Source organism: Microbacterium sp. SORGH_AS_0888, from assembly GCF_030818905.1.
GTDB lineage: Bacteria > Actinomycetota > Actinomycetes > Actinomycetales > Microbacteriaceae > Microbacterium.
In genome coordinates this window covers 1,684,074-1,702,843 of sequence record NZ_JAUTAZ010000001.1, presented here as the reverse complement: position 1 = coordinate 1,702,843, position 18,770 = coordinate 1,684,074, and the positions used below count along the sequence as shown (strand labels likewise).

The 18,770-nt window shown below is 70.5% G+C and carries 16 protein-coding genes; 10 read left to right on the top strand and 6 right to left on the bottom strand.

Annotated features, from left to right (window positions below; genetic code table 11):
• The first annotated feature begins 26 nt into the window (after positions 1 to 26).
• The 7 genes from QE381_RS08255 to QE381_RS08225 all read left to right on the top strand — a co-directional run bounded on the left by QE381_RS08255 (position 27) and on the right by QE381_RS08225 (position 7,101).
• The gene (locus QE381_RS08255) at positions 27 to 1,991 is read left to right on the top strand and encodes an AarF/ABC1/UbiB kinase family protein (RefSeq protein WP_307217154.1); all 1,965 of its coding nucleotides are present in this window, start codon (positions 27 to 29) and stop codon (positions 1,989 to 1,991) included.
• A gap of 77 nt (positions 1,992 to 2,068) precedes the next feature.
• Positions 2,069 to 2,926 carry an ABC transporter ATP-binding protein gene (locus QE381_RS08250; protein ID WP_307217152.1) on the top strand — a complete coding sequence of 286 codons (858 nt, stop codon included), beginning with the start codon at positions 2,069 to 2,071 and terminating at the stop codon, positions 2,924 to 2,926.
• Entirely contained in the window at positions 2,923 to 3,762 is an 840-nt protein-coding gene (locus QE381_RS08245) for an ABC transporter permease (RefSeq protein WP_307217150.1), read from the top strand. The genes QE381_RS08250 and QE381_RS08245 overlap by 4 nt, the downstream gene beginning before the upstream one ends.
• Positions 3,762 to 4,943, top strand: a complete 1,182-nt coding sequence (locus QE381_RS08240; protein ID WP_307217149.1) for a sensor histidine kinase — start codon at positions 3,762 to 3,764, stop codon at positions 4,941 to 4,943. The genes QE381_RS08245 and QE381_RS08240 overlap by 1 nt, the downstream gene beginning before the upstream one ends.
• On the top strand, positions 4,940 to 5,551 hold the full coding sequence (locus QE381_RS08235) for a response regulator transcription factor (RefSeq protein ID WP_307217147.1): 612 nt from the start codon (positions 4,940 to 4,942) through the stop codon (positions 5,549 to 5,551). The genes QE381_RS08240 and QE381_RS08235 overlap by 4 nt, the downstream gene beginning before the upstream one ends.
• A gap of 64 nt (positions 5,552 to 5,615) precedes the next feature.
• On the top strand, positions 5,616 to 6,632 hold the full coding sequence (locus tag QE381_RS08230; protein WP_307217145.1) for an aldo/keto reductase family protein: 1,017 nt from the start codon (positions 5,616 to 5,618) through the stop codon (positions 6,630 to 6,632).
• Between the two features lie 13 nt (positions 6,633 to 6,645).
• Complete coding sequence (locus QE381_RS08225) at positions 6,646 to 7,101, top strand: NUDIX domain-containing protein (protein ID WP_307217142.1); 456 nt, start codon at positions 6,646 to 6,648, stop codon at positions 7,099 to 7,101.
• Positions 7,102 to 7,107: 6 nt separating this feature from the next.
• On the opposite strand, the gene QE381_RS08220 is transcribed toward QE381_RS08225, so the two are convergent.
• The 6 genes from QE381_RS08220 to QE381_RS08195 form a co-directional block, all read right to left on the bottom strand.
• Positions 7,108 to 8,472, bottom strand: a complete 1,365-nt coding sequence (locus tag QE381_RS08220; RefSeq protein ID WP_307220445.1) for an APC family permease — start codon at positions 8,470 to 8,472, stop codon at positions 7,108 to 7,110.
• A gap of 145 nt (positions 8,473 to 8,617) precedes the next feature.
• Complete coding sequence (locus QE381_RS08215; protein ID WP_307217140.1) at positions 8,618 to 10,000, bottom strand: aspartate aminotransferase family protein; 1,383 nt, start codon at positions 9,998 to 10,000, stop codon at positions 8,618 to 8,620.
• Positions 9,997 to 10,479, bottom strand: a complete 483-nt coding sequence (locus tag QE381_RS08210) for an Lrp/AsnC family transcriptional regulator (RefSeq protein ID WP_307217139.1) — start codon at positions 10,477 to 10,479, stop codon at positions 9,997 to 9,999. Before QE381_RS08210 ends, QE381_RS08215 begins: the two co-directional genes overlap by 4 nt.
• Positions 10,480 to 10,618: 139 nt before the next feature.
• Positions 10,619 to 11,812, bottom strand: coding sequence for a thiolase family protein (locus QE381_RS08205; RefSeq protein ID WP_307217138.1), 1,194 nt, complete (start codon positions 11,810 to 11,812; stop codon positions 10,619 to 10,621).
• Between the two features lie 135 nt (positions 11,813 to 11,947).
• Positions 11,948 to 14,374: a phosphoenolpyruvate synthase gene (gene ppsA / locus QE381_RS08200; RefSeq protein WP_307217137.1), complete on the bottom strand. Its 2,427-nt coding sequence runs from the start codon at positions 14,372 to 14,374 to the stop codon at positions 11,948 to 11,950.
• Positions 14,375 to 14,419: 45 nt separating this feature from the next.
• Positions 14,420 to 15,235: a pyruvate, water dikinase regulatory protein gene (locus tag QE381_RS08195; RefSeq protein WP_307217136.1), complete on the bottom strand. Its 816-nt coding sequence runs from the start codon at positions 15,233 to 15,235 to the stop codon at positions 14,420 to 14,422.
• Positions 15,236 to 15,476: 241 nt separating this feature from the next.
• Here QE381_RS08195 and QE381_RS08190 point away from each other — a divergent pair, with 241 nt between their 5' ends.
• The 3 genes from QE381_RS08190 to prpB all read left to right on the top strand — a co-directional run bounded on the left by QE381_RS08190 (position 15,477) and on the right by prpB (position 18,728).
• Positions 15,477 to 16,157, top strand: coding sequence for a GntR family transcriptional regulator (locus tag QE381_RS08190; protein WP_307217135.1), 681 nt, complete (start codon positions 15,477 to 15,479; stop codon positions 16,155 to 16,157).
• Positions 16,154 to 17,680 carry an MmgE/PrpD family protein gene (locus QE381_RS08185; protein ID WP_307217133.1) on the top strand — a complete coding sequence of 509 codons (1,527 nt, stop codon included), beginning with the start codon at positions 16,154 to 16,156 and terminating at the stop codon, positions 17,678 to 17,680. The genes QE381_RS08190 and QE381_RS08185 overlap by 4 nt, the downstream gene beginning before the upstream one ends.
• A 148-nt stretch (positions 17,681 to 17,828) precedes the next feature.
• Positions 17,829 to 18,728: a methylisocitrate lyase gene (gene prpB / locus QE381_RS08180; RefSeq protein ID WP_307217131.1), complete on the top strand. Its 900-nt coding sequence runs from the start codon at positions 17,829 to 17,831 to the stop codon at positions 18,726 to 18,728.
• Positions 18,729 to 18,770: the final 42 nt, after the last annotated feature.

Here is an 18,770-nt window from a genome sequence, read left to right as displayed (position 1 = left end):
GTCTGATCGGACAGGAGGCGCGGGCGTTGGACATCTGGCTGTGGATCTCGGCGGCGATCGTCATCGCCGTCTTCTCGATCGTCGCGGGCTGGACCAGCAGGCGACTGCTCGAGACCCCCGTCGGGTGGATCCGCTCGATCCTCGTCGCCGCCGTCGTCTTCGTGCTGATCAGCCCCGTGGCCTACTGGGCGCTCGAGCAGTCCGGTGTGATGCGCGGCGAGGAGCTCGTCGTCGGCAACGCGCTCGCCGTCGTCTTCCTCGCGCTCACGCTCGGGTGGATGTTCGCGATCGTCGTGATCGCCCTCATCACGCTCGAGTTCCTCTGGCCGACGCGTCCGCTGACGAACCCGGTCACCTGGGTCCGCGACGCCTATCGGCGCCGTGACCGCGCCCGCCGCTACGCCCAGATCATCGCGATCGCCTCGAAGCACGGCCTCGGGATGTATCGACGCCGGCGCGAGAAGCGCAGCGACGACTTCCCGACCGCGCTCGTCGGTGCCATGAACGAGGCCGGCGTCACGTTCATCAAGATCGGCCAGGTGCTCTCGGCGCGCGACGACGTCCTGCCGCCCGATCTCACCGCGGCCCTCTCGACGTTGCAGATGGAGAGCACCCCGATCCCGTGGGCCGAGGCGAAGGCGGCGATCGAGACGCAGCTGGGCACGCCGCTGGAAGCCGCCTTCTCGTTCGTCGACGAGACCCCGATGGCCGCCGCATCCGTCGCGCAGGTCCACGCGGCGACCCTCGTCACGGGTGAGGACGTCGTCATCAAGATCCAGCGGCCGAAGGCGCGGGCGCAGGTGGCGACCGACCTCGACATCGTCGAACGTCTTGCAGCGGACGCCGAGCGGCACACGCAGTGGGGACGCGCCTACGGGGTCGTGGCACTCGCCGTCGAGTTCGCCCGCACGCTCCGCGAGGAGCTGGACTACCGGATCGAGGCGTCGAACACCGAGATGCTCCGCGGCGCCGTGTCGGGGTCGCCGCTGCGGGTGCCGAAGGTCTACGACACGTTCACGACGGCGCAGATGCTCGTGCAGGAGCGCGCGAAGGGCGTCCCGTTCAGCCGTGTGGACGCCACGGGACTCGACGCGGCCGGCGCCCGCCGCACCGCCGATCAGGTGCTCGACGCCGTGTTCGAGCAGATCGCGGTACGCGGCGTCTTCCATGCCGACCTGCACCCGGGCAACGTCGTGCTCGGCGCCGACGGCCGTGTGACCCTCATCGACTTCGGGGCCGTCGGCATCCTCGAGAAGAGCATGCGCCGGCTCCTCCTGCCGCTGCTCATCGCGATGGCCAACGAGGACGACGTCGCCGCGACGGATGTCGTCCTCATGCTCGTCAACCCGCCCGACACGGGAACGTTCGATCAGGCAGCCCTGCAGCACGACATCGGCGTCATCCTCACGCGCGTGCACAACGCGCGCGTCGACGAGAACGTGTTCCGCGCGCTCGTGGACGTCATGCGCCGGCACCGGCTCGCGCTGCCGCCGGCGTTGCTGCTCGTGTTCCGCACCCTCGCCTCGCTCGAAGGGTCGCTGCGCCGCCTCGCCCCCGACTACGACATGGTCGGCCGGGCCCTGCACCGTGCGCCGCACTTCGCGCGGCAGATCGTCTCCGCGCAGTCGATCGCGCTGTCCGCGCAGACGCAGACGGCGCTGCTCTCCGAGCAGCTGCGCCTGCTGCCCCGCCGGATCGGGGCTCTCACGCGCCAGCTCGAGGACGGCACGTTCCAGGTGCGGCTGCGCACCTTCGACGATCGCGACGAACGCTCCTGGGTCGAGACCCTGGTCGGGCGGGTCACCAGCACCCTGGTGGGCATCTCGCTCGTCATCGTCGCCGTCATCCTCGGGGTGTCGGGGGCGGGACCCCAGCTCACGCCGGAGGTCCCGGTGTTCCCGTTCCTCGGGTCGGTCGTGGGGCTCGCGGGTCTGCTCCTCGTGCTGCGGAGCCTGCGCCTCGCATTCGCCCGCCGCCGCGGCAGTCGCTGAGCATCCACCGTTCGGTGGATGCGGGCGGCCACCGGTCGGGGGTGCCGCGTGCGCGCCGCGGTCGTGAGGCTGGAGACATGACGGAACCCGTGATCGAGGTCGTAGACCTCCGCAAGACCTACCGTGATGGATTCGAGGCGTTGCGGGGCATCGATCTCGACATCCGGCGCGGTGAGACGTTCGCCCTGCTCGGCCCCAACGGGGCGGGCAAGAGCACGACCATCGAGATCCTGGAGGGATACCGCTCCCGCACGAGCGGCGGTATCCGGGTCCTGGGTGTCGATCCCGCCCGCGGCGGCGGCGCCTGGAAGGCGCGACTCGGGATCGTGCTCCAGGAGACGGGCGAGAGCCCGACGGCGACGGTCCGTCAGCTGTTGCGCCACGTCGCGGGCTTCTACCCGCACCCGCGCGATGTGGACGGGCTGATCGAGGCCGTGGGGCTCTCGGCGAAGGCGTCGACGAGCGTGCGACGGTTGTCCGGCGGGCAGCGTCGGCGAGTGGACGTCGCCCTCGGCATCGTGGGCCGACCCGATCTGCTGTTCCTCGATGAGCCGACGACGGGCTTCGATCCCGAGGTGCGGAGGCAGTTCTGGGACCTGATCCGCGAGCTCCAGTCCGAGGGCACGACCATCGTCCTCACGACCCACTATCTGGACGAGGCGGCTGCCCTGTCCGAGCGTGCGGCGATCGTCGTGGCCGGCAGGATCGCGGCCCGCGGTCCTATCGGTGAGCTCGGAGGCCAGGACGCGCGAACACCGATCGTCCGGTGGCGAGAGGGCGGGATACGGCGGGAGGAACGGGCCGAGCGGCCGGGCGAGCTCGTCGCGCGGCTCGTCGGGGCGAGCGCGACCGAACCGGAGGATCTCGAGGTCATCCGTCCCTCGCTCGAGGACGTCTACCTCGATCTGCTCGCGCGAGAGACGGCCGCCGCGTGAGCGCGTACGTGGCGCCGGAAGCCGACTTCGGACCGGCGCGCACCCTCCGGCTCGGTCTTTCCCGCGTCCGCTACGAGGTGCGCTCCTACTTCCGGCAGCTCGACTCGGTGTTCTTCACGTTCCTGTTCCCGGTGTTGTTCCTGCTCATCTTCGCGGTCGCGTTCGCCTCGCAGAACTTCGGCCCTCCCGGGCACACGATCGGCTCCGCGCAGTTCTACCTGCCGGGGATGCTCGCAGCCGGCCTGCTGCTGTCGGGGCTTCAGAACATGTCGCTCGACATCGCGATGGAGCGCAGCGACGGCACGTTGAAGCGCCTTGGCGGCACACCGCTCGGCCCCGCCGCGTACTTCATCGGCAAGATCGGCCAGGTCTTCGTGACGGGTGCACTGCAGTCGGCGCTGCTCATCGTGGTCGCCGGCGTCGCGTTCGGGGTTCCGCTGCCGACCGATCCGGCCCGCTGGGCGACGTTCGCCTGGGTGTTCCTCCTGGGCGTCACCACCTGCGCCGTGCTCGGGATCGGGCTCTCCGCACTCCCGCGCAGCGGCCGCAGCGCCACGGGCGTCGTCGTCCCGATCGTGCTCGTGCTGCAGTTCGTCTCGGGCGTCTACATCGACTTCGCCGCGCTGCCGACGTGGCTGCAGAACGTCGCGAGCGTCTTCCCGCTGAAGTGGCTGGCGCAGGGACTCCGGTCGGTGTTCCTGCCCGAGTCCTTCGCCGCGGGCGAGACCGTGGGATCCTGGCAACTGCCGGAGGTCGCGCTCGTCACCGGACTCTGGCTCGTCTTCGGCCTCGCCGTCGTGCGCGTGAGCTTTCGATGGATACGAAGGGACACATAGTGGATGCCGCGGCCTGCAACGTGCGTGCCTGGCTCATCGCGTACGGGGTGATCGCCGCTCTCGCGGCGAGCATCGCCCTCGCGGCAGGCGTCTTCTCACCCGAGACGTGGGGGAAGAGCGCGGCGGCGCTGCTCGTCCTCGTGGTCTTGTCGGTGGTCATGGTCGCCCTTCTTCCGCGGGCGTTGCCGGCGGCGGTGCGCGAGGAGGCGCCGGGGCTCCGCCTCCTGACGATGGCGCTCACGGTCGTCGCTCTCCTGATCGCGGCGGCGCTCGTGCCATGGATAGCGATGCTGCAGTTCTGGGCATATCCGCTGCTGTGGGTGCTCGCCGGCAGGCCCGCGGCGGCCATCGCTGCGAGTCTGCTCACGGCGCTCGCCGTCTTCGCCGCCCTCACGGGGTTCGGCGCGGATCCGCTGTGGCTGCAGGCCGCGCTCACGCAGACGATCTCGTTCGCCGCCAGTGTCGTCCTCGGTCTCTGGATCACCGGCATCCAGCGGTACGGCCGGGAACGCGACCGCCTCGTCGACGAGCTGACCGCGGCCCAGCAGGAACTCGCGGTGCTGCACCGCGACGCGGGCGTCACGGCCGAGCGCGAACGGCTCTCGCGGGAGTTGCACGACACGCTCGCGCAGTCGCTCGCCGGCGGCGTGCTGCTCGTGCAGCGAGCGCGCCGCCGGCTTCGTGACGGCGAACTGGACGACGCCGCGCTCGCGCTCGTGGAGGAGTCGGTGCGCTCCGCGCTCACCGACACGCGCGACCTGGTCGCCGGCGCCGCCCCGCCGGACCTGAGCGGGGACGGTCTCGCCCGCGCGCTCTCGCAGGTCGCCGACCGCTTCCGGCGCGAGACGGAGCTGGACCTCGACGTGCGGGTGGGCGCCTGTCCGCGCCTGTCGCGAGAGGAGGAGGTCGCCCTGCTGCGGTGCGCCCAGGAGGGGCTCGCGAACGTTCGCAACCATGCGCATGCGGCCCGGGCCACCCTGGAGCTCGCGGCCGAGGGCTCCGGAGCCGTTCTGGTCGTGGGGGACGACGGCGACGGCTTCGACCCGGGAGCCGCCGCCGCGGGCTACGGCCTGCCCGGGCTGCGTGCCCGGATCGAGGCGATCGGCGGCTCGTTCGCGGTCGACGGGACGCCGCGAGCGGTCCGGGTGGTCGCGCGGGTCCCCGGCGGGGGCGAGTCGTGATCCGGGTGCTGATCGCCGACGATCACCCCGTGGTGCGGGTGGGACTCGCGGCGGTGCTGGAGGCGGTCGCGGACGTGACGGTGGTGGGCGCGGTCGCCACGGGGCTCGACGCGGTCACCGCCGCCGCGGCGGCGGATGTCGTGCTCATGGACCTGCGGATGCCCGAGCTCGACGGCACGGCGGCGACCGCCCGCATCCGTGCCCGTCATCCGCACGTGCGGGTGCTGGTGCTGACGACCTACGAGACGGACGACGCGATCCTCGGCGCGATCGGCGCCGGAGCGAGCGGGTACCTCCTCAAGGCCGCGCCGGAGGGAGAGCTGCTGGCCGGCGTCCGCGCCGTCGCCCGGGGCGAGATGGCGCTCGCGCCGACCGTGGCTCGCGCGCTCGCCCGCCAGGCGACCGCGGCGCCGGCGCCGCGGCTGAGCGGACGGGAGCACCAGGTGCTGGAGCTCGTCGCGGCGGGTCTCAGCAACCGGGGGATCGGGGAACGACTGCACCTGGGGGAGGCGACCGTGAAGACGCACCTGCTGCACGTCTTCGCCAAGCTCGGCGTCGGCGATCGCACTCGCGCCGTCACGCGGGCGATGGAGCTCGGGATCCTCTGAGCCGCGCCGCCGCGCGACGACCGCTCGCGCCCCGATGTCCTCCGCCGCGGGCTAGCGTGGACACATGGTCAGCTATCGATACCTTGGCAACAGCGGTTTCAAAGTCTCCGAGATCACCTACGGCAACTGGATCACGCATGCCTCCCAGGTCGGCAACGAGCAGGCGATCGCGACGGTGCGCCGCGCCCTCGACCTGGGCATCACGAGTTTCGACACCGCCGACACCTACGCGAACACGGCGGCGGAGGAGGTCCTCCGCGATGCGCTGAAGGGTCAGCGGCGTGAGTCGCTGGAGATCTTCACGAAGGTGTACTTCCCGATCGGACCCAAGGGACCCAATGACACGGGGCTCTCCCGCAAGCATGTGATGGACGGCATCCACGGGTCGCTGCGCCGGCTCGGCACCGACTACGTGGACCTGTTCCAGGCACACCGGTATGACTACGAGACGCCGTTGGAGGAGACGATGCAGGCCTTCGCCGACATCGTCCGGCAGGGCAAGGCCCTCTACATCGGGGTCAGCGAGTGGACCGCGGAGCAGCTGCGCGCCGGCCACGCCCTGGCCCGCGAGCTCCGCTTCCCGCTCGTCTCCAACCAGCCCCAGTACTCGATGCTGTACCGCGTGATCGAAGGCAAGGTCGTGCCGACCAGCGAAGAGCTCGGCATCTCGCAGATCGTGTGGTCGCCCATGGCGCAGGGCGTGCTCAGCGGCAAGTACAAGCCGGGGCAGCCGGTCCCGGCGGGCTCGCGGGCGACCGATGAGAAGAGCGGGGCGGACTTCATCAAGCGGCTGCTGCGCGAGGAGGTGCTCGAGGCCGTGCAGCGCCTCGTTCCCGTCGCCGAGCAGGCCGGGCTCACGATGCCCCAGCTCGCCATCGCCTGGGTGCTGCAGAACCCCAACGTGTCGGCGGCGCTCGTGGGGGCCTCGCGCCCCGAGCAGCTCGACGACACCGTGAAGGCGTCCGGGGTGACGCTGGATGCCGACACGCTCGCCGCGATCGACGAGGCGCTGCTGCCGGTGGCGGAGACCGATCCCGAGAAGACCTACGAGTCCTCGCCGAGGCATCGGCTGACCGACTGAGGTCCGCCCGCCCATGGTCGTGACCAGCTCCGGGCTGCTGCTCCACCGCGCGGGCGGCCGCGAGGTCCTGATCGCGCACATGGGCGGGCCCTTCTGGGCGCGCAAGGACGTGGGGGCATGGTCCATCCCGAAGGGCGAGTACGACCCTGCCGAGGAGACCGCCGAGCAGGCGGCGGTCCGCGAGTTCCGAGAGGAGCTCGGGGTCGACCCGCCGTCGTCCGGGCTGCGACCCCTCGGCGTCTTCCGCTACGCGAGCGGCAAGAGGCTGTCGGTGTTCGCCGTCGAGGCGAGCGACTGGCGGCATCCGCCCTTCGCGTTCGGCTCGTTCGAGCTGGAGTGGCCGCCCGGCTCGGGTGTCCGCCGCCGGTTCCCCGAGGTCGACCGCGCCGAGTGGATGTCGGTCGCGGCGGCCGGACCGCTCCTCGTCGCCGCACAGCGCCCCGCGCTGGAGGCGCTGGCGGCGACGTGACTCGGATCAGATCTGGGAGCGGGGGCCGGGTTCGACGATCTTGGTGAACCCGGTGACGGGCTGCTTCTCGTCGAACGAGACGACCGGTCGGCGGAAGCCGCGGGTGAGGATCAGCAGGTAGACGAGGCCGATCCCGGTCCAGATGAGCCCCACGACGAGCGCGTGGTCGTCGAGGTTCACCCACAGCAGGCCCGTGAGCCCCACGCCGATCACCGGCAGGACGATGTAGCTCAGGATGTCGCGCACCGTGCGTCGGCGGCCCTTCCGGATCGCGAACCACGCGATGACCGAGAGGTTCACGAACGAGAACGCGATGAGCGCGCCGTAGTTGATGTAGTCCACGATCTGGTCGAGCGTGAAGGCGATCGCGAGCAGGCTGATCACGCCCACCAGGACGACCGTGAAGGCCGGGGTGTGGGTGCGCGGGCTGATGTAGCCGAAGAGCCGGCGCGGCAGAACGCCGTTGCGGCCCATGACCAGCAGCATCCGCGCGACCGAGGCGTGGGAGGCGAACAGGGACGCCAGCGTCGCGGCGAAACCGGCCGCCGTGAGGACCGACTGGAGCACGAGACCGCCGACCTGTGATCCGATCTCCGGCAGCGTCGAGTCCTCGATCGCCTCCTGCGGGAAGGCGTCGACGGAGGGGAAGCGCAGCTGCGTGAAGTAGGCCGCGACGATGAAGATCAACCCGCCCGCGAGCACGGTCAGCAGGATCGCGCGTGGCATCGTCCGCGGGGTCTTCGCCTCCTCGGCGTACATCGTCACGGCGTCGAAGCCGATGAAGGAGAAGCACACGATGGTGGCGCCCGCCAGCACCGCCTGGAAGCTGACATCGGCGTGCGCGAAGGGGGCCACCGAGACGACGGTGCCCGATCCCGCTCCCTGCAGGAGCTGCACGATGACGAGCACGACGAACACCGCCATCACGACGATCGAGAACAGCAGCAGGATCATGTTCACGTTCGACGTGCCGCGCATCGTGAGGTAGACGATCGTCGTGACTGCGCCCGTGATCACCACGACCCACACCCAGCCCGGGACGTCGGGGAAGAGCGCCTCCATGTAGCTGCGCAGGATCAGCACGTTGACCATCGGGAGCAGCAGGTAGTCGATGAGCGAGGTCCAGCCGACCAGGAACCCGAGGCTGGGGTGCATCGACTCCCGCACATATGTGTACGCGGAGCCGGCGCTCGGGATGACGCCGACCATCTTGCCGTAGCTGATGGCCGTGAAGCCCATGACGACGAGGGCCACGAGGTACGCCGCCGGGACGACGTTGTTCGTCTCGGCGGCGACGTTCCCGAAGGTGTCGAAGACGACGGTGGGCGTCATGTAGCCGAGGCCGAGTCCGACGATCGACCAGAGTCCCAGGGTGCGGGCGAGCGAGGCGCCGCCTGCGCGTGTTGCCGCCGGAGCGGCCGAGTGCGTGTTCGTATCTCCTCCAAAGGGGTGGGCCCGGACGCCCGGGCGGGTACGGGTGGAGCGGGTACGGGTGGAGCGGGTACGACGGGAGGTGCTAGAGGCGCGCGCCGGCTTCTGTGAGCACGGAGCGCAGGATCTGTTCGATCTCTCCGAACTCGGTCGGGCCGATCGTGAGGGGCGGGGCGAGCTGGATGACGGGGTCGCCGCGGTCGTCGGCGCGGCAGTAGAGCCCGGCGTCGAAGAGCGCCTTCGAGAGGAAGCCCCGCAGCAGACGCTCGGACTCGTCGTCGTCGAACGTCTCCTTCGTGGCCTTGTCCTTGACCAGCTCGATGCCGAAGAAGTAGCCGTCGCCGCGCACGTCGCCGACGATCGGGAGGTCCAGGAGCTTCTCGAGCGTCGCGCGGAACACGGGCGAGTTCTCGCGGACGTTCTCCAGCAGCCGCTCCTCCTCGAAGACGTCGAGGTTCTCCAGCGCCACGGCGGCGGAGACGGGGTGCCCGCCGAAGGTGTATCCGTGGGGGAACGACAGGTCGCCGTGCGCGAAGGGCTCATAGACCCGGTCGCTGACGATCGTGCCGCCGAGCGGGGAGTAGCCGCTCGTGACGGCCTTGGCGAAGGTGATCATGTCGGGCTGATAGTCGTACGCCTGCGCCCCGAAGTAGTGCCCGAGGCGGCCGAACGCGCAGATCACCTCGTCGGAGACGAGGAGGACGTCGTAGCGGTCGCAGATCTCCCGCACCCGCTGGAAATACCCGGCGGGTGCGGGGAAGCATCCGCCGGCGTTCTGCACGGGCTCCAGGAACACCGCGGCGACCGTCTCGGGGCCCTCGAACTGGATCATCTGCTCGATGCGGTCGGCGGCCCACAGCCCGAACTCCTCGGGCGTCCCGCCGCCGAAGCCGGATTCCTCGGCCCGGTAGTAGTTCGTGTTGGGAACGCGGAAGCCGCCCGGTGTGACGGGCTCGAACATGTGCTTCATGACCGGCAGGCCCGTGATCGCCAGGGCGCCCTGGGTCGTCCCGTGGTACGCGATCGCGCGCGAGATGACCTTGTGCTTGGCGGGCTTGCCCTGCAGCTTCCAGAAGTGCTTCGCGAGCTTGAACGCGGTCTCGACGGCTTCGCCGCCGCCCGTCGAGAAGAAGACGTGGTTGAGGTCTCCGGGGGCGAGGTTCGCGATGCGGTCGGCCGCCTCGATGCCCGAGGGGTGCGCGTACGACCACAGCGGGAAGAAGGCGAGCTCCTCCGCCTGCCTCGCGGCCGCCTGCGCGATCCGCCGACGACCGTGACCCGCGTTGACGACGAAGAGGCCCGCGAGGCCGTCGATGTATCGCTTGCCCTGCGAGTCCCAGATGTGGTGGCCCTCGCCCTTCACGATGATGGGAACGCCGGGGCCCTGCGTCATGACGGACTGTCGGGCGAAGTGCATCCAGAGGTGGTCGCGGGCCTTGGCCTGCAGTGCGCTGTCATCGATGGTCATCGTGTCCCCCAGTTGTAGAGCTGACGGTGGAGCTTGAGATAGACGAAGGTCTCGGTGGAGACGACCTCGGGGAGGATCCGGATGTGGTCGTTGAGCAGGTCGATCAGGTCGTCGTCGTTCTCGCACACCACCTCGATGAGCAGGTCGAACGAGCCCGCGGTCGACACGACGTAGGTGACGCCGGGCGCGGTCGAGAGCCGCTCCGCGATCTGCCGCGTGTCCCCGGAGACGCGGACGCCGATCATGGCCTCGCGGGAGAAGCCCAGCTGCATCGGGTCGGTGACCGCGACGATCTGCATCACGCCCTGGTCGATGAGCTTCTGCACGCGTTGCCGGGTGGCGGCCTCGCTGAGCCCGACCGCTCGAGCGATCTCGCCGTAGGGGCGACGCCCGTCCTCCTGCAGCTGCTCGATGATCGCCTTCGAGATGTCGTCGAGAGCGAGTCGGCGCGGGTCGGCGCCTTCCGTTGCCTTGGGCATAATCAGCGACGATATACGTCGCGTGCGCGCGGCAGAAGTATCTGATTCAGCTTTCACGCACCCGAAACACGACGGTAATAGTTGCGGGGATCATCGTCCACGAGCACCGTGGCAGCCGAGCCGGGCGGGATCGTCCGACTCAGATCCTCTCGATGACGGTGGCGTTCGCCATCCCTCCGCCCTCGCACATGGTCTGCAGCCCGTAGCGACCGCCGGTGGCCTCCAGCCGGTTGACGAGCGTCGCGAGCAGCCGGGTTCCCGAGGAGCCGAGGGCGTGGCCGAGCGCGATCGCGCCGCCGAGCGGGTTGAGGCGGGCGGGGTCGGCACCCGTCTCGGCGAGCCACGCCAGCGGCACGGGGGCGAACGCCTCGTTGACCTCGAAGACGTCGATGTCGCCGATCGACAGGCCGGAGCGGTCGAGCACCTTCGCGGTCGCGGGGAGGGGGCCGGTCAGCATCAGGAGCGGGTCGTCGCCGACGGCCTGGAAGGAGACGAAGCGGGCGCGGGGGCGGAGCCCGAGGCGTTCGGCCGTCTCGGAGGACGTGATCAGCGCCGCCGAGGCCCCGTCGCTGAGCGGGGACGAGTTGCCGGGCGTGATCTTCCAGTCGATCTGCGGGAAGCGTCGCTCGTACCGCTCGTCGCGGAACGACACCGGCAGCTCGGCCAGCGCCCGCGCCGTGGTCGCCGCGCGTACCGTCTCATCGATCCGGTGGACGCGGACGGTGCCGGCGGCATCCGTCACCTCGATCGGGATCAGCTCGGCGTCGAACGAGCCCTCGGCGATCGCCTGCGCCGCGCGCTGATGCGACTGCGCCGAGTAGTCGTCGAGCTGGGCGCGTGAGAAGCCCCAGCGGGCGGCGATGAGCTCGGCCGAGACGCCCTGGTGCACGAGGCCCTCGGGGTAGCGGGCTCGCGCCTTCGTCCCCGAGGCGTCCTGACCGCGGGCGGCCGCTCCGAGCGGCACGCGGCTCATCGACTCGACGCCGCAGGCGATGACGACATCCTGGAAGCCCGACATGACCGCCTGAGCGGCGAACGCGGCCGCCTGCTGGCTCGACCCGCACTGTCTGTCGATCGTCGTGCCGGGCACGTGCTCGGGGAACCCGGCGCCGAGCAGCGCCTGGCGGGCGATGTTGGTCGACTGCTCGCCGACCTGGCTCACGCAGCCGGCGATCACGTCATCGACGACGGCCGGATCCAGCCCGGAGCGGGAGACGAGGGCCTCGAGCGTCAGGGCGAGCAGGTCGGTCGGATGGATGCCGGACAGTGCGCCGCCGGGCTTCCCCTTGCCGACGGCGGTGCGCACGGCGTCGACGATGACGGCATCCCTCACGGACGTACTCCTCTGTCGCAGGTGTGCAGGTATCCACCAGCATGTCCCACTTTCGACCGCTGGGCGGGCGCCTCAGCGGTCGAAAGTGGGACATCATCAGGTCAGAAGTGGGACATGGTCAGAAGTGGGACATGGTCAGGGGTGTGAGACGGCGGGTGCGGGAGTCGGTGCGGGTGTGGGAGTCGGTGCGGGTGCGGGCGCGGCCGTCTTCGCGAGGCGCAGCCACGTCTCGACCACGGTGTCGGGGTTGAGCGACACCGACTCGATGCCCTCGGCGACCAGCCACTCGGCCAGGTCGGGATGGTCCGAGGGACCCTGACCGCAGATCCCGACGTACTTGCCCGCCTCGCGGCAGGCGGCGATCGCCATCGACAGCAGGCGGAGCACCGCCGGGTCGCGCTCGTCGAAGGTCTGCGCGACGAGCGCGCTGTCGCGGTCGAGGCCGAGCGTGAGCTGCGTCATGTCGTTCGAGCCGATCGAGAAGCCGTCGAAGAACTCGAGGAACTCCGGCGCCAGCAGGGCGTTCGAGGGCAGCTCGCACATCATGATGACCTTGAGATCGTTCTCGCCGCGGCGCAGGCCGTTCTCGGCGAGCAGCTCGACGACCGCGTGCCCCTCACCGACCGTGCGCACGAACGGCACCATGATCTGCACGTTCGTGAAGCCCATCTCGTCGCGCACGTAGCTCAGCGCCTCGCACTCCATGTCGAAGCAGGCGCGGAAGTCGGGGGAGATGTAACGCGACGCCCCCCGGTACCCGAGCATCGGGTTCTCCTCGTGCGGCTCGTACAGCTCGCCCGCGAGCAGGTTCGCGTACTCGTTCGACTTGAAGTCGCTGAGGCGCACGATCACCGGCTCGGGCGCGAACGCCGCGGCGATCATCGACACGCCCTCCGCGACGCGCTGCACGAAGTAGTCCCGCGGCGAGGCGTAGGCCTGCGTCAGCTGCTGCACCTTCGCCTTCAGCGCCGGCTCCAGCGTCTCGAACTCGAGCAGGGCGCGCGGATGGATCCCGATCTGCCGATTGATGATGAACTCCAGCCGCGCCAGGCCCACGCCGCGGTGGGGCAGCTGCGCGAACGAGAAGGCCTGGTCGGGGGTGCCGACGTTCATCATGATCTTCACCGGGGCCTCCGGCATCCGGTCGAGCAGGGTCTCCTGCTCCTCGAAGGCGAGGATGCCGCGATACACGAAGCCGGTGTCGCCCTCGGCGCAGGAGACGGTCACGTCATCCCCGTCGCCGAGCGCCGTCGTCGCATCGCCCGTGCCCACGACGGCGGGGATGCCGAGCTCGCGCGCGATGATGGCGGCGTGGCACGTGCGGCCGCCGCGGTTGGTGACGATCGCGCTCGCCCGCTTCATGATCGGCTCCCAGTCGGGGTCGGTCATATCGGCCACGAGCACCTCGCCCGGACGGAACGCCTCCATCTGCGAGAGGTCGCGCAGCACACGCACGGGCCCGGCGCCGATGCGCTGGCCTATCGCCCGGCCCGCGACCGCGACCTCGCCCTGCTCGCCGAGCACGAAGCGCCGGATGACGCCGGCCTCGGTCCGGGAGACGACCGTCTCCGGCCGGGCCTGCAGGATGTAGATGCCGCCGTCGACGCCGTCCTTGCCCCACTCGATGTCCATCGGACGTCCGTAGTGCTCCTCGATCGCCAGCGCATGACGGGCGAGGACCTGGACGTCCTCGTCGGTGATCGAGAAGCGGGCGCGATCCGCCGCCGGCACATCGACGAACGCCGTGCTCGCGCCCGCCTCGACCCGATCGGTGTAGCGCATCGCGATGGCCTTCTCGCCGACCGAGCGCTTGAGGACCGCGGGCCGGCCTGCTCGCAGCGCCACCTTGGAGACGTAGAACTCGTCCGGGTTCACGGCGCCCTGCACGACCGCCTCGCCCAGCCCGTAGGAGCTCGTGACGAAGACCGCGCCGTCGAACCCCGACTCGGTGTCGACCGTGAACATGACCCCGGAGGCGCCACGATCCGAGCGCACCATCCGCTGCACCCCCGCCGACAGCGCGACCTCGGTGCGGTCGAAGCCGTGGTGCGCGCGGTAGGCGATCGCGCGGTCGTTGTAGAGCGACGCGAACACCGAGCGCACCGCATCCCGGACGTTGTCCAGGCCCGCGACGTTCAGGAACGTCTCCTGCTGGCCGGCGAAGGAGGCGTCCGGCAGGTCTTCGGCGGTCGCGCTCGATCGCACGGCCCACGTTGCGCCGGGGTTCTCGGCCTCGGCCCGGGCGTACGCCTCGGCGAGCTCGGCCTCCAGCGCCGCCGGGAAGGGCTGGGTCTCGATCCACTCGCGGATCGTGGCGCCCGTCGCGGTGAGGGCCGCGACATCCTCGACGTCGATCGCCTCGACGGCTTCGCGGATGCGGTCTCCCAGGCCGTTCTCCGCGAGGAACTCGCGGTAGGCGTCGGCGGTGGTGGCGAACCCGCCCGGCACCCGCACCCCCAGCGCGGACAGGTGCGAGATCATCTCGCCCAGAGATGCGTTCTTGCCGCCGACGGCGGGCAGGTCGTCGAGGCCGAGCTGGTCGAGCCAGAGGATGCGTGCCATGGTGTCGTTCCTTTCGGTCGTGCCGGGAGGGATGCGCCGCTGCGGTCAGGGGCGGATCTTGAGGGACTGCATGATGACCGCCGACATCTCCTCCACGCTTTTCGTGGCGGAGTTGACGAACGGGATGTGGGTACGTCGGTAGAGGTCTTCGGCTCGTCTCAGCTCGACCGTGCACTGGGCGAGCGAGGAGTAGGTCGAGTTCGGGCGCCGTTCGTGCCGCACCTGGCTGAGTCGCAGCGGGGTCGTGGTCAGCCCGAAGCAGCGGGCGGTGTAGGGGCGGACGGCGCGGGGCAGGTGGTCGGTGGGGAAGTCGTCGTCGGTGAGGGGGTAGTTCGCCACCAGGAGGCCGTACTGCAGCGCGAGGTACATCGTGGTGGGCGTCTTTCCGCACCGCGAGGGGGCGACGATGACGACGTCCGCCTGGTCGAGCGCGCGGTAGCTCTGCCCGTCGTCGTGCTCGATCGCGTACTCGACCGCCCGCATCCGTGCGAAGTACCTCTCCGTGTCGCCGACCGTGTGGAACTGGCCCAGCTGCTCGGATGCTGTCGTGCCCAGCGACTGCTCCAGCTCCGTGAGGTGTCCGCTGAGCAGGTCGATGTGACGGGCTCGGGCGGCACGGATCGTCTCGCCCACCTCCGGGGTCTTCACGGTGCTGAAGACGATGGGCTCGGCGACCGTCGCCGCCTCGATCTCGCGCACCACGGCGCGCGCGCCCTCGACCGAGTCGATGAACGGGATGGTGCGCCGCTGGAACGACAGGCCGGGGAAGTTCGCGAGCAGGGCGTTGCCCAGCGTCTCGGCCGTGATCCCCGTGCTGTCCGACACGAAGAACACGACGGTGGCGTCAGGGGTCGGGCTCACGTCGTCGCTCTCCCGGCGGCGCGGACGCGCACTGCCGTGATCCGACGCTAGGGAAGGTTTCCCGGGCCTGATCATCGATCCGGCTGCAAAGTTCGCTCGATCTTGACAAGCGGGAAGGAAAGCGCTCCTCGTCGCGGGTCGAGATCCGGCTATGTATACCTAGATGGCGCGAACGTGCGTGAGGGTCGCGTTTTTCTCACTCTGTGTATACACTGACCGGGACGAGACCGAAGGAGGGCAGATGCGGGCGAGCGACCGTGCCTACGAGACCCTCCTGGCCGAGATCCAGACCGGCCGGCTCGCGCCGGGAACCGTGCTGGGCGAGGTCGAGCAGTCCGCCCGCCTCGGCGTGAGCCGGACGCCGCTTCGCGCGGCGCTCGCCCGGCTGGTCGCCGACGGCCTGGTCGCGCAGACCTCGCCGCGGGTCACGGTCGTCACGGATGTCGACGCCGACGACATCCGCGCCCTCTTCGTCGTGCGGCGCGCGCTCGAGGAGACCGCGGCGCGACTCGCCGCGGCCTCGCCGCACGCCCCCTCCTTCGGCCGGCTCGCCGAGGACTTCGGACGGGCGAGCCTCGACGGCGACGCCGCCCGTGACGCCTACTACGGGCTCATCGCCGAGTTCGACGCAGCGCTCGACGCCGCCGCCGACAACGACTACCTGACCGGCGGGCTGCGCACGATCCGCACCCATCTCGTCCGGGTGCGGCGACTGGCGCGGTACCAGCCCGAGCGGCTCGCCGCCTCGGTCGCCGAGCACCGCGTCATCGCGAGCGCGATCGCCGCCGGCGACGGCGACCTCGCCGCGCATGCCACGCACGTGCACCTGCATAACGCGCTCACGAGCATTCTCGACTCCCTCGAGAACCCCCCGACCTCTGCGTCGCAGACGCAGGAAGCCACCCGACAAGGAGCAGCATGACCGTCACGCACCACGTCCGCGTCCACCGCAGCGAGGAGAGCCTCCCGCGCGAAGAGCAGTTGGCCTGGCGGATCGCCGAGGTCGCCGCCGACCCGGTCGCGGTGGAGCCCGAGGTCGTGGACATGATCATCAACCGGGTGATCGACAACGCGGCGGTGGCGGCGGCGTCCCTCACCCGTGCGCCCGTCAGCGCGGCCCGGCAGCAGGCGCTGGACCACCCGGTGTCGGTCAACGGCGCGGGGGCGACGGTCTTCGGCTGCGCCCTCGAGCGTCGGACGAGCCCGGAGTGGGCGGCATGGGCCAACGGGGTCGCGGTGCGCGAGCTCGACTACCACGACACGTTCCTCGCCGCCGAGTACTCGCATCCCGGTGACAACATCCCGCCCATCCTCGCCGTGGCCCAGCACACGGATGCGGACGGCGCCGCGCTCGTGCGGGGTCTCGCGACGGGATACGAGATCCAGATCGACCTCGTGCGCGCGATCTCGCTCCACAAGCACAAGATCGACCACGTCGCGCACCTCGGCCCGTCCGCCGCCGCCGGCATCGGCGCCCTGCTGGGCCTCCCCGTCGAGACGATCTACCAGGCGGTCGGCCAGGCGCTGCACACGACGACCGCGACGCGTCAGTCGCGCAAGGGCGAGATCTCGACCTGGAAGGCGCACGCCCCGGCGTTCGCCGGCAAGATGGCGGTCGAGGCGGTCGACCGCGCGATGCGGGGCGAGACCAGCCCCTCGCCGATCTACGAGGGCGAGGACGGGGTCATCGCGTGGATGCTCGACGGTCCCGACGCGTCCTACGACGTGCCGCTGCCCGCGGCGGGCGAGCCCAAGCGCGCGATCCTCGACTCGTACACCAAGGAGCACTCGGCCGAGTACCAGGCGCAGGCGTGGATCGATCTCGCCCGCAAGCTCCACGGCGAGCACCCCGAGCTCATCGACCCCGCCACTGTCGCCTCGATCGTGCTGCACACCAGCCACCACACGCACTACGTGATCGGCTCCGGTGCCAACGACCCGCAGAAGTACGACCCGCAGGCCTCGCGCGAGACGCTCGACCACTCGATCCCGTACATCTTCGCCGTGGCCCTGCAGGACGGCGCCTGGCACCACGTCGACTCCTACACGCCCGCGCGGGCGGCACGGCCGGACACCGTCGCGCTGTGGCACAGGATCACGACCGCCGAGGACCCGGAGTGGACACGTCGCTACCACTCGGAGGACCCCGACGAGAAGGCCTTCGGCGGCCGTGCCGAGATCCGCCTCGCCGACGGCACCGTGATCGAGGAGGAGATCGCGGTGGCGGACGCGCATCCGCTCGGCGCGCGCCCGTTCGCCCGGGCGGACTACATCCGCAAGTTCCGCATCCTCGCGGAGCCGGTGCTCGCGCCGGAGGAGATCGAGCGCTTCCTCGCGCTCGCGGAGCGGCTGCCCGAGCTCACCGCCGACGAGGTCCGCGCCCTCTCGATCGTCGCGAAGCCCGGCGTCCTGGCCTCGGCTCCCGCCCCGAAGGGCCTGTTCTGATGCCCGCCCGCCTCGCCCCGCCCGCCCTCGCCGTGCCCTCCCTCCTCGCCACTGCGCATAACTCAGGCAGATCGGCGTGCAGTGGGGCGGCGTCCGGGGCCGAGGCCTCGATCTGCCTGAGTTATGAACGCCGAGGAGGAACCTGCTGATGCTGTACGCGACGACGCCGGCGCACGAGAAGCGGCGGATCCTGCGGGAGCGACTCGCCTCGGGCGAGCTGCTGCGATTCCCGGGCGCCTTCAACCCGCTGTCGGCCCGCCTCATCGAGCGGAAGGGCTTCGAGGGCGTCTACGTCTCGGGGGCCGTGCTGAGCGCCGACCTGGGCCTTCCCGACATCGGGCTCACGACCCTCACCGAGGTCGCCGCGCGCGGCGGGCAGATCGCGCGCATGACCGAGCTGCCCGCGATCATCGACGCCGACACCGGGTTCGGCGAGCCCATGAACGTCGCCCGCACGATCCAGACGCTCGAGGACGCGGGCCTCGCCGGCTGCCACATCGAGGACCAGGTCAACCCCAAGCGCTGCGGGCACCTCGACGGCAAGGCCGTGGTGGATGCCGACACGGCGGTCAAACGCATCCGTGCCGCCGTCGACGCCCGTCGGGACCCGAACTTCCTCGTGATGGCGCGCACCGACATCCGTGCCGTCGAGGGGCTGGATGCCGCGATCGACAGGGCGCGCCGGCTCGTCGACGCGGGAGCCGACGCGATCTTCCCCGAGGCCATGCGGACGCTCGAGGAGTTCGCTGCCGTGCGGGCGGCGGTGGATGTCCCGATCCTCGCGAACATGACGGAGTTCGGCAAGAGCGACCTGTTCACGGTCGACCAGCTCCGGGACGTCGGGGTCAACATCGTCATCTGGCCCGTCTCCCTGCTGCGGATGGCCATGGGAGCCGCCGGCCGGGCGCTCGACGCGCTGCAGGAGGAGGGGCATCTCACGGGCCAGCTCGACCAGATGCAGCACCGTGCCGATCTCTACGATCTGGTCGACTACGAGCAGTACAACCGCTTCGACACCTCCGTCTTCAACTTCACGATCGAACACTGACCCCCGCATCCGCCCCATGTCCCACATTCCCCCGCTTCATGT